The sequence below is a fragment of the Kitasatospora sp. NPDC091207 genome, assembly GCF_044768625.1.
Classification (GTDB): domain Bacteria; phylum Actinomycetota; class Actinomycetes; order Streptomycetales; family Streptomycetaceae; genus Kitasatospora.
This window is the reverse complement of the sequence record NZ_JBIVVS010000014.1, coordinates 214235-225033: the sequence shown is the minus strand read 5'-3', so window position 1 is coordinate 225033 and position 10799 is coordinate 214235. Positions and strand designations below refer to the sequence as shown.

Annotated in this window: 11 protein-coding genes; 5 read left to right on the top strand and 6 right to left on the bottom strand. The window is 74.1% G+C overall.

What is annotated here, in order from left to right; translation table 11 throughout:
- Positions 1-146: 146 nt before the first annotated feature.
- The 3 genes from ACIQTO_RS23610 to ACIQTO_RS23600 form a co-directional block, all read right to left on the bottom strand.
- On the bottom strand, positions 147-842 hold the full coding sequence (locus ACIQTO_RS23610; protein WP_402391314.1) for an alpha/beta fold hydrolase: 696 nt from the start codon (positions 840-842) through the stop codon (positions 147-149).
- A 111-nt stretch (positions 843-953) separates the two neighbouring features.
- Positions 954-1931, bottom strand: coding sequence for an alpha/beta hydrolase (locus ACIQTO_RS23605; RefSeq protein ID WP_402391311.1), 978 nt, complete (start codon positions 1929-1931; stop codon positions 954-956).
- A 68-nt stretch (positions 1932-1999) separates the two neighbouring features.
- Positions 2000-3067, bottom strand: coding sequence for an alcohol dehydrogenase catalytic domain-containing protein (locus ACIQTO_RS23600; protein ID WP_402391308.1), 1068 nt, complete (start codon positions 3065-3067; stop codon positions 2000-2002).
- 155 nt (positions 3068-3222) lie between these two features.
- On the opposite strand from ACIQTO_RS23600, the gene ACIQTO_RS23595 reads away from it, so the two are divergent.
- On the top strand, positions 3223-3828 hold the full coding sequence (locus tag ACIQTO_RS23595) for a CGNR zinc finger domain-containing protein (protein WP_402391306.1): 606 nt from the start codon (positions 3223-3225) through the stop codon (positions 3826-3828).
- 96 nt (positions 3829-3924) lie between these two features.
- Here the strand turns inward: ACIQTO_RS23595 and ACIQTO_RS23590 are convergent, their stop codons facing one another.
- Positions 3925-4929, bottom strand: coding sequence for an AraC family transcriptional regulator (locus ACIQTO_RS23590; RefSeq protein ID WP_402391303.1), 1005 nt, complete (start codon positions 4927-4929; stop codon positions 3925-3927).
- Complete coding sequence (locus ACIQTO_RS23585) at positions 4926-5705, bottom strand: phytanoyl-CoA dioxygenase family protein (RefSeq protein ID WP_402391300.1); 780 nt, start codon at positions 5703-5705, stop codon at positions 4926-4928. Before ACIQTO_RS23585 ends, ACIQTO_RS23590 begins: the two co-directional genes overlap by 4 nt.
- Positions 5706-5911: 206 nt before the next feature.
- Here ACIQTO_RS23585 and ACIQTO_RS23580 point away from each other — a divergent pair, with 206 nt between their 5' ends.
- Both ACIQTO_RS23580 and ACIQTO_RS23575 read left to right on the top strand, forming a co-directional pair.
- Positions 5912-6475, top strand: coding sequence for an RICIN domain-containing protein (locus tag ACIQTO_RS23580; RefSeq protein WP_402391297.1), 564 nt, complete (start codon positions 5912-5914; stop codon positions 6473-6475).
- Positions 6476-6620: 145 nt separating this feature from the next.
- Positions 6621-7196, top strand: a complete 576-nt coding sequence (locus tag ACIQTO_RS23575; RefSeq protein WP_402391294.1) for a hypothetical protein — start codon at positions 6621-6623, stop codon at positions 7194-7196.
- Here the strand turns inward: ACIQTO_RS23575 and ACIQTO_RS23570 are convergent.
- Complete coding sequence (locus ACIQTO_RS23570; protein WP_402391291.1) at positions 7193-7504, bottom strand: NIPSNAP family protein; 312 nt, start codon at positions 7502-7504, stop codon at positions 7193-7195. The genes ACIQTO_RS23575 and ACIQTO_RS23570 overlap by 4 nt on opposite strands.
- A 274-nt stretch (positions 7505-7778) precedes the next feature.
- Here ACIQTO_RS23570 and ACIQTO_RS23565 point away from each other — a divergent pair, with 274 nt between their 5' ends.
- Both ACIQTO_RS23565 and ACIQTO_RS23560 read left to right on the top strand, forming a co-directional pair.
- Positions 7779-8843: an ATP-binding protein gene (locus ACIQTO_RS23565; protein WP_402391288.1), complete on the top strand. Its 1065-nt coding sequence runs from the start codon at positions 7779-7781 to the stop codon at positions 8841-8843.
- A complete protein-coding gene (locus ACIQTO_RS23560) occupies positions 8840-10630 on the top strand; it encodes a hypothetical protein (RefSeq protein ID WP_402391285.1) in 1791 nt (596 codons plus the stop codon). The genes ACIQTO_RS23565 and ACIQTO_RS23560 overlap by 4 nt, the downstream gene beginning before the upstream one ends.
- Positions 10631-10799 lie beyond the last annotated feature (169 nt).

Sequence of the window (10799 nt, the reverse complement as noted above, 5' to 3'; positions counted from 1 at the left end):
CGAGAGCTACCTCGCCGGCCTCCACCTCCGCGCCTCGATGATCTGGATCAAAGACCTCACCAAGACCCCTTGATCACGACCAAATACGCTCCCTAGACGCCACCGGCCGGCCGGGCCCGCGCGACGCCACGGTCCCGCAGCCGCCGTCAGAGGCTCAACAGCAGCTCCCGGACCGCCTCGGGCCGGGACAGGAACGGGTGGTGGCCGGCGTCGAGCTCGACGACGCCACCGGCCCAGCGGGCGAACTCGCGCTGCAGCCGCGCCGGGGTACCCCGGTCCTGGGCGCAGACGAGGTACGTCGAGGGCACCTGCTGCCAGGCGGCCGCGCCGACCGGCTGCCCGGTCACCCGCACGCTCTGCCGGGCGAGATGGTCCGCCGCCCGCGCCTGGACCACGCGGTCGCAGTCCTGGAGGAACGTGTCCACGAGCAGTTCGGGGCGGACCCCGAAGGTGCCGGCGTCGGGGTCGACGTCGAGGAACGGGGCGGGGCCGCCGTCCCCGAAGTCCGACAGGCTCTGGCCGATCTCGGGCAGATAGCTGGAGATCAACAGCAGATGGCGCACCGACCCGATTCCCGCGGCGGCCTCCGCGACGACGACACCGCCGTAGCTGTGGGCGACCACGACGGTCGGCTCGTCGCCGGCCCGCAGCACCTCCCGCACCGCGGCGACGTCCTCGGGCAGCCCAGGACCGTCGACGCCACCGGGCAGGCCCGCCTCACCGCAGCTCGGCAGTGCCGGGGCCACGCTCGCCACCCCGCGCGCCCGCAACAGCTCGGCCGTGCGGTGCCACCACCAGGCCCCGTCCCGCACGCACGCCCCGTGCACGAACACGACTCGCATCGCCACCTCCACGTCGGCCCCGTTCTGCCGCCCATGCTCGCCGACCCCGCGGCGGCCCGCTCGTCCTCACCGACCGCCGGGCCCCCGCCCGCCCCGCCCGCGCCCCGCCGGTCAGGCAGAGGTGGTGTGGAAGTGGCGGGCGAGGTAGTTGAACCAGGTCTGGTGGAAGGTGGTGGCCAGTCGGGAGTCGGGGGCGAAGAGGTCGAAGGCGTGATAGGCGCCGGGGTAGAGGTGGAGCTCGACCGGGACGCCGTGGGCGCGCAGCCGGGTGGCGTAGTCGAGATCCTCGTCGCGGAAGCAGTCGAGGTCGCCGACGGCGATGAACGTGGGCGGCAGGGCGCCGAGGTCGGCGGCGCGGGAGGGGGCCGCGTACGGGCAGACGTCGTCGGTGCCGGCGCGGTCGCCCAGGATCGCCTGCCAGGCCAGCAGGTTGGTCGAGCGGTCCCAGATGCCGATGTCGGTGATCTCGTGGCTCGACGCGGTCCGGTTGCGGTCGTCGAGCATGGGATACGTCAACGACTGGAAGAGGGGCGCCGCGCCGCCGCGGTCGCGGACCAGGAGGGCGGTGGCCGCCGCGATGCCTCCGCCGCCGCTCTGGCCCGCGATGCCGATCCGGGCGCCGTCCAGCCCCAGGGCGTCCGCCTCGCGGCCGAGCCACCGGTACGCGGTGAAGCCGTCCTCGGCGGCGCCGGGGGCGGGTGTCTCCGGGGCGAGCCGGTAGTCGACCACGGCGACGGCGCAGCCGAGGCTCGCGCCCAGCCGCTTGAGCCACGGGTCGTCCTGGGCGGCGAAGCCGAGCACCTGCCCGCCGCCGTGGAACCAGAGCAGCACCGGCAGCGGTCCCGGCGCGGCCGTGGGCCGCAGCAGGCGGACCGGCACGTCGGGGCCGTCCGCCCGGCTCGCGAGATGCTCCTCGACGGTGACCGACCGGTCGCCGGGGAGGCTGTCGGCGGCCGACTCGGCCTGGGCGCGGAACGCCGCGCGCGTCGTGGCGAGGTCCGTCAGGTCGAACGCGCCGTTGGGCGTCATGGGGACTCCGTCGAGGGCCAGGCTCAGCTCCTGGTCCATCAGCTGACGGGAAACGGGCATGGTGGTGCCTACTTTCAGGGGATCAGGGGGAACGGGGATCAGGGGAGACAGGGACCAGGGAAGACGGCTCAGGGGCGGAACGCGTCGATGACGACCACACCGGTGGGCCCGTACGTCTCCAGGGACTCCAGGACCCCGCTCGCCTCGTGGAGGCCGACGGTGCGCGAGACGATGCGGCCGGGGCTGAGGCGGCCGGCGGCGATCATGTTCAGCATCGTGCCGAAGCGCTGGCCCTGCATACCGAAGGCGCCCAGGAACTCCAGCTCCTTGACCATCATGACGTCGATCGGCAGCGCGACGTCCCCCTTCTCCGCGGCGGTGGTGTGGCCGAGTTGGAGGTGGCGGCCGCGGGTGCGCAGGGACAGCACGGAGTTGCGGCAGGCGGCGGCGATGCCCACGGCGTCGACCGACACGTGGGCGCCGCCGCCGGTGAGGGTCCGTACGGCCTCGGCGGGGTCGTCCGCCGCCGCGTTGACGGTGTGGACCGCGCCGAGCGCGCGGGCGGCGGCCAGCTTCTCCTCGGTGATGTCGATCGCGATGACGTTGGCGCCGGTGGCCGCGGCGATCTCCACCGTCGACAGCCCCATGCCGCCCCCGGCCCCGTACACCGCGACCCATTCGCCGCCGCGCACCCGCGCCTGGTCGACCACCCCGTGGAAGGCCGTCATGTAGCGGCAGGCCAGCGCGGCGACGTCCACGAAGCCGACGCCCTCCGGCACTTCGACCAGGTTGACGTCGGCGAAGCGGACCATGACGTACTCGGCGAAGGCGCCCCCGTAGGACACCCCGGGCACGAGTGAGTCCACGTGCTCGCAGACGTGCTGGTTGCCGCTGCGGCACATCTCGCACGAGCCCTCGCCGGGATTCATCGGGAAGATGACGCGGTCGCCCTCCCTCCACCCCCGCACCTCGCGGCCGACCTCCACGACGGTGCCCGCGAACTCGTGGCCGAGGACGAACGGGGCCTCGACCCGCGGGCCGCCCGTCCAGAACTCCCCGGCCCACAGGGCCCAGTCGGTCCGGCAGATGCCGTTCGCACCGACGCGGAGGATCGCGCCGTCGGGCGGGCAGACCGGATCGGGCACGTCGCGGAGGACGAGCGGCTTGTGGAGTTCCTCGATGACTGCGGCGCGCATGGCGCGGCCTCCTCGTGCTGCGGAGAGATGGGGCGGGATGCGAAGGGAAACGGAGGGATGCGGAGCGCCTTCGACTCCGTGTCCACCGGTTCAAGCGGTGGACCTTGAAGCTAGACGCTTGTCCGGAACCGTGTCAACCGCTTAAAGTGGTGGACATGGATGACAAGGACGGCCGCGAAGGGCGCCAGCGCGCCAAGGCCGACTTCCGCTTCGACGACGCGCGGCTGTGCTTCGCCTTCGCCGGTACCCTGGCCGACCGCGGCACCGACACGCCCTTCGAACGGCTGGTCCGGCCCGAGGACTTGAGCCGCTGGGCGGTACAGAGCGCCTGCGCGACGACTCCACCGTCCTGCACCGAGGCCGACCTGGGCCGGGCCAGGCACCTGCGCGAGGCGATCCAGCGAACCGGCCGCGCCCTGGCGGACACCGTCCCGCCCTCCCCCGAGGACATCGCCCTCGTCAACCGGGCCGCCGCCGAACCGGCCTCGGTACCCGTACTCGCCCCCGACGCGAGCACCGTGCGCTGGCACGGCGACGCGGTCACCTCGGTGCTCTCGATGGTCGCCCGGGATCTGATCGACCTCTGCGCGTCGGACCACCGCACCCGGGTCCGGATCTGCGGGAACCCCGACTGTGGTGTCCCCTTCGTCGACGCCTCCCGCGCGGGGGCCCGCCGCTGGTGCTCGATGAAGACCTGCGGCGCCCTCGTCAAGAAGCGCGCCTACCGGGCGAAGCTGCACGCCCCCGCCGACGACGCCTGAGCCGGGAGCCGGCCCCCCGGGGCCCGAGCGCGCCGACGGGTTCGGCGACCACCCCGACGACCGCCCCGACGACCGCGCGCGCACCGGACGGGCCCGTCAGCCGCCCGGGCCCGCCAGGTGCGTGGTGCCCCCGGCCCGCCGGGCCTGGGTCGGCAGCACCCCCCACCGCCTCCGGAACGCGTGGCTGAAGTGCCGGGCGTCGGGATAACCGCACGACCGGGCTATCGCCGCGACCGAGGCCGGACCCGACGCCGGGTCGGCCAGCCGCTGGGCGGCGACGTCGAGCCGGTAACGGGTGAGGTACGCCATGATCGTGAGACCGTTGGCGCGGCGGAACAGCCGCGCTGCGTGACGGTCGCTCAGGTGGACCTCGGCGGCCAGGTCGCGCACCCGGACGGGGCGGTCGAAGTTGTCCTCCAGGTAGCGGACCATCGCGGCGACGGCGGCCGGGGCGCGCGCGCCACCCGGGGCGGCCGGGGGCAGTTCGGCGGGCGGCGCGGGGTCGGCGGCGGCGCGGGCGCAGCCGAGCACCAACGCCGAGCCGAGGGCTGCCAGCAGCTCCGCGGTGCCCGGCCCCGGGGCCGCCGCCTCCTCGGCGAGGGTGAGCAGCAGCCGGGGTACCGGGGTCCCGGCCGCGGGCGTCACCCGTCGTGTGCCGGTCGCGAAGGCGTCGAGCAGGGCGAGGGTGCCGGCGGAGGTGCCGACGGGGGCCCGGTCCGGCCGCGGGCCGTGCGCCGGGGGCGGGTGAGGGCCGTGCGCCGGAGGCGGCGTCCCGCGTTCGGGCAGCATCGTCCACGACCAGAAGACGATGCCGAGCGGGTCGTCCTGGTCCGCCACGATCTCGTGGACGTCACCGGGGCGGGCGACGAACAGGTCACCGGAGCGGACCGGGTACTCCTCCTCCCCCAGGCGGAAGACCCCGCGGCCCGCGTAGGCGTAGCAGAGCTCGAAGAAGGAGTGGCTGTGCCAGTAGTTGCGCCACGGCGAGGGTGGATAGAAGCCCCAGCCGAGGAACTCCACGCGTCGCCCGGCCAGGTGGACCCGCAGCGGGGCCACGTGGAGTCGGCGGAGGGCGGCACCCGTCCGCGCCAGAGCGGTCATCCCCGACCGACCTCCCCGCGTGCCGTCGGGTCGACTCCGCGCAGCATCATCCCCTGCCCGAGCGACTCGCCGTGCCGGTCGTCCAGCGGGCGGTCCTCCGGGTCCCGGAACTGCACCAACCAGGTCGTGCGGGCCTCGTCGGAGGCGTTCGGGCCGGAGCCGTGGACGGTGAGGTAGGTGAAGAACAGCACGTCGCCGGCCTCGGCCGGGCAGGGCTCGGCGTCCTCCAGCCGCCACCGGTCCGGCGCCAGGTGCCAGCTGCCGTCCTCGATGTGCGCCAGCGGCCCGGCCCGGTGGCTGCCCGGCACGACCCGGACGCACCCCTTCTCCCGGGGGGCGTCGTCGAAGTGGAACACGGCGGCGGCCACCGAGTGCCGGGCGTGCGGGAAGTAGGGGTGGTCCTGGTGCATCGGGAACGGCGAGCCGGTCTCCGGCGGCTTGATGAACATCTTCGTGTGGTGGAGCTGCACGTTGGGCCCGCCGAGCAGGGCCGCCGCGACGTCCGTGAACCGGGGGTCCGTCAGCAGGCGGGCGAAGGCGGCCGAGTGGAACTGGGTGTCGTGGCAGTGCCGCAGCGTGGTGCGCTCGACGGACCCGGCGGCCAGTTCCCGGGCACTGGCCCAGGTGGGGTCCGGCCCGGCGCCGAGGCGCGCGGCGAGGGCGTGGCACTCCTCGCGCATCCGGGCCGCCTCCTCCTTGCCGAGGAGGTTCTTGACCAGGAGAAAGCCGTTCTCGCGGTAGGACTTGAGCGCGTGTGCGCTGATGCGTTCGGTCATGGTCCCGACGTTAGACGCGGAGGCCGGCGCGGCCGAGGGACGGTGCGGACAGACCGGTGGCTGATCCGGACATCACCCGCCGGGGCTCCGCACAACCCTTTCGAGCTCGCGCTGGTCCAACTCCCCGAACCGGCCGGGGAGTCCTGGCACCGACTCCTCGCCTTCCCGGCGGCCGCGCCCACCCGCCGAACCCCAGGAGGACAACCGTGACCGATCCCGCCGCCACCCGCGGACACCGCGTCCGCGCCGCTCTGCTCAGCCTCGCCGCCGGCCTCGCCACCGCCCTTCCGGTGGCCGCCCCGGGCACCGCCCACGCCGAGCAGATCCCGCGCTACACCCCCGCCTTCGAACTGCGCAACCAGGCGACCGGCAAGTGCCTGGAGGTCGCCGACTGGCGCACCGACAAGGGCGCCCCCGTCCGCCAGTGGACCTGCACCGGCGGCGCCAACCAGCAGTGGACCGCGAACAGCAACCACCTCCTGTTCAACAAGCACAGCCGGCTGTGCCTGGACGTCCCCGGCGCCAGCACGGTCTGGGGCACCCAGGTGATCCAGTGGGAGTGCGGTCTGTGGACCCGGCCCGCCAACCAGCGCTGGAACGTGCCCGGCGTCAACGCGCCGTCGACCGGCTACCTGACCGCTGACCTCAGGCTCGTCCTCGACGTCCCGGGCTCCGACCCCGCCGACGGCACCCCGGTCGTCACCTGGGGCGCCAACGGCGGCGCCAACCAGACCTGGACCGGCCTCCAGCCCCCGGTCGACCACTTCTGACACCACTGCCGCACGGCGACGCGACGCACGACGACACGACGGCACGGCTACGCGACGGCACGGCTACGCGACGGCACGTCATGATCGAGCGCCCGGGCCCGGGCTCCCGCCCGGAACTCCCTCGCGGAGACGGGACCACCCCGGCATGACGGTGATCACGACGAACGAGGGGACGGGCCCCGAACCCCTGGGCCTCTGCGTGGTCGCCAACGTGTCGCAGGTGACCGCGCACGGCGACGGCGGCCGTGAACTCCGGGCCGGCCTGAGGCACTTCGCCCCGGGCGCCAAGGTCTGGATCGCGCCGCCGTCCTGGGACCGGTGGGATCCGGCCGTGACCGTCGTCGGCCGCCACCGGGGCAACCACCGCCGCAACGTCACGATCGTCGTGCAGCGCCGGTTCCTGGCAGACCTGCTGGTCCGCGGCATCTACAGCCCGACCCTGCTGGCCAAGCTCGGGGGCAGCTGGAAGGCCGACACGGCCGATGAGTTCGCCCGGTTCTGGGGCGGCCCGAGACTGGAGACACGGGTCGAGATCGGCGGACGCCTGCGCCGGGCCCCACCGGTCCTCGACCCCCCGCCCCCCGAGATGGAGTACGAGGGCACGGTGGCGCCGAGCCGAACGCACCGGTGTGACCGCCGGGCCGACCGTGCGGTCGGCCGGCCCGCACACCCGATCGTCCTACGCCTCGGGACAGCCGTTCACGCCCGCTCCCTGGTCTAGGAGTTGACGTCGAGCGGCCGCAGGAATCGGCGCTCGTACCGCTTGATGCAGCCGGTGCTCCGGGCCAGTTCGAAGGCGGCCTGGCACTCCGGGTCGGTCATGCTGTCCTTGCGGTACTGCTCGTACGCGGCGAAGCCGGGAAAGGAGAAGAGGGCGTAGGCGATGTCGCTGTCTCCCTCGCTCGGCAGGAAGTAGCCGTGGTGCGTCCCGCCGAAGCGGTTGACGAGCCCGACCCAGCGGCGGCCGTACTCCTCGAAGTCCTCCAGCTTGTCGGCGTCGATCTCGTACTTCAGATGAATGGTGATCATGCCCCTATGAAAGCGGGCGGGTCGGCCCGAAGGCAACGGCAGGCGGTGTCCTGGACCAGGCCGGTCGTCGGCGGGCGTTCGGTGACCGCACCGAGGACGCTACGGCCCCGCCACCGAGGGTGCCACCGAAAATCCGGGTGCGGGCCGACCGGCCTCCCCCGCAGACTGGGCGCCGTCCCCACCGGACGTAGTCGTCCGCACCGGACGAGGTCATTCCCACCGGATGTATTCATCCCCACCGGACACAGTCGTCCGCACCGAACGAAGGAGCCCCGTGCAGGGAGCCGTCACCGTCTCGCCCTCCGAACTCCCCGACCTGCTGCTCGGCCTGGCCACCGTCAGGCCGGTCTTCCTCTGGGGCGCGCCCGGGATCGGGAAGTCCTCACTGGTCCGGGCGTTCGCCGACTCCCTCGGCCTGGAGTGCGTCAGCCTGGTCGGCTCCCAGCTCGCGCCGGAGGACCTCATCGGCGTCCCGCAGATCACCCCGGAGGGCCGCTCACGGTTCTGCCCGCCCGAGCAGATCGCCCGCGACGAGCCGTACTGCCTCTTCCTGGACGAGCTCAACGCGGCCTCCCCGGACGTCCAGAAGGCGTTCTACTCACTGATCCTGGACCGCCGGATCGGCTCGTACGAGCTGCCGCCCGGTTCCGTCGTGATCGGCGCCGGCAACCGCGCCACGGACGGCGCGCTGGCCCGACCGATGGCGTCCGCGCTGGTCAACCGGCTGGTCCACGTCCATCTGCGGGCCGGGTCCGAGGACTGGCTGCGGTGGGCGGCCGGCGCGGGCATCCACCCGTGGGTCCTGGACCACCTCACCGACCGGCCCGACCACCTGTGGTCCGAGCCGCCGAAGACCGAGGAGCCGTTCTCCACCCCGCGCGCCTGGCACATGCTCTCCGACGCCCTGCACTCCTTCGGGCCGGCACTGGAGGAACCGACCCTCAAGGTGATCGCGCACGGACTGCTCAGCCCGGGGCACGCCGTCGCCTTCTGCGGGTACGCCAAGATCGTCCGCAACTCGTACGGACTGGAGGCGATCGTCAAGGGCGACGCCCGCTGGCCGCACCGGCTGGAGGACCGCGACCTGCTCTACTACCTGGCCGACGCCTTCCGGGGCCGGCTGGTCAAGGAGCTGCCGGCCCGCAAGGAACACGCCTCCGCCGGGCTGCGGCAGACCGCGTACCGGGCGAAGTCCCTGCTGGTGCAGCTGGCCGAGATCTCGGTGGAGGTCGCCCAGACCGTCATCGCCGACGGCCCCGACGGCAACCCGGTGCTGCCCTCGTGGTTCCTGATCGAGGCGGCCCGCGACATGCCCCGGCTGGTCGAGGCCCGCCGGTGAAGGCCTCGGACGGCCGGACCCGGCCCGACCCCGCCGCCGAGGCGTTCGCCGCGGGCCTGGCCATGCTCCGCGTCAACAGCGCCTTCGCCTCGCTGCGGCCCTCGATCTGCCGCAGCGAGGACTGCGCGGTCCTGCCCGCCGGCGGTTGGGCGGTGGTCGACTCCGGTGGCACGGTGCACGTCGACCCGCGCCGGCGCGCCGAGCCCGCCGAATGGGCCTGGGTGCTCGCGCACACCCTGCTCCACCTCGGTTTCGGGCACGTACCGGCCGCCAAGGGCAAGCGGGTCCAGCCCGACGCGTACGAGGCCGCCGCCCGCTGCGCGGTGGTCAACCGCTTCCTCGCCACCTTCCCGATGGGCCGCGCGCCGGTCCCGCTGCCGCCCGCGCACCCCGGCGGCGACGAGGAGGAGCTGGCCGCCCGCTGGCGCCGTGACGGACTGCCACCCGGCGCGGCCGACACGGGCACCGCCGGGCACGGCCGCGACCAACTGCTCGTCCCCTGGCGGGAGTGGGACGACCCCACGGACTGGAGCACCGCCTTCGCCGCCGCCCTCACCCGGACGATGTCCGCCGCGATGGACCTCGCGGGCGGCCGGATCGACGCCTCCACCGGCGAGCGGATCCCGGAGCGGCCCTGGCACCGCGCGCTCAACTGGTTCGTCTCCTCCTACCCGCTGCTCGGCGGCATCGCGGCCGGCCTCACCCTGGTCGCCGACGCCGAACTCGCCCGCGCGCAGGGCATCGCCGTCGCCGCCGTCAACGCCGAGGCCGGCGAGATCTACCTCAACCCGCTGCTGCGCCACACCGACGAGGAGTGGCGCTTCATCCTGGGCCACGAGATGCTGCACGCCGCCCTGCGGCACGGCGAGCGGCGCGGCGCCCGTGACCCCTACCTGTTCAACGTCGCCGCCGACTACGTCGTCAACGGCTGGCTGCTGGAGATGGGCGTCGGCGACATGCCGCAAGGGCTGCTGCACGACCCGCTGCTCCACGGCCTCAGCGTCGAGGAGGTCTACGACCTGATCGTGCGCGACGCGCGCCGGGTCCGCCGGCTCGCCACCCTCGCCGGGAAGAACCGCCCCGACATCCTGGACGAACCGGTCCCGCACGGACGCGGCGGGTACGTCGACCTGGACGACTTCTACCGGCGCGGCCTCCAGCAGGGCTTCGACCTGCACCGGCGCGCCCGCGGGCTGCTGCCCGCCGGGCTGGTCGAGGAGATCCGCGCGCTCGCCCACCCGCCGCTGCCCTGGGACGCCCGGCTGGCCCGCTGGTTCGACGAGTTCGTGCCCGCCCCGCAGCCGGCCCGCACCTGGTCCCGCCCCGCCCGGCGGCAGTCCGCCAGCCCGGACATCCCCCGGGCCGGGCGCCACCACCCCCACGAGGAACTGGCCCGCTGCACCTTCGGCGTCGTCCTGGACACCTCCGCCTCGATGGACCGGACGACACTCGGCAAGGCCCTCGGCGCGATCGCCTCCTACGCGGCCGCCCGGGACGTGCCGGCGGCCCGGCTGGTCTCCTGCGACGCGGCACCGCACGACGCCGGCTACCTGCCGCCCGCCGAGATCGCCGGCCGGGTCCGGCTGCACGGGCGGGGCGGCACCGTCCTCCAGCCCGGGATCGACCTGCTGGAGCGCGCCGAGGACTTCCCGCCCGGGGCGCCGGTGCTGGTCATCACCGACGGGGAGTGCGACGTCCTGCGGGTGCGCCGCGAGCACGCCTACCTGATCCCACGCGGTGCCGGACTGCCGTTCGCCCCGCGCGGGCCGGTCTTCCGGTTCCACTGACCGGGACCCGACGGCACCGGGCCTGACGACACCGGGCCCGACGACACCGGGGCCTGACACCGGGCCCGACGGCCGCAGCACCATCAGGCGGAACGCCCCCGCCCCGCGTCCTTGGCGAGGACGTGACGTGGGTGTTTCCCCGGATTGCGCTTCCGGACGAGCACTTGAG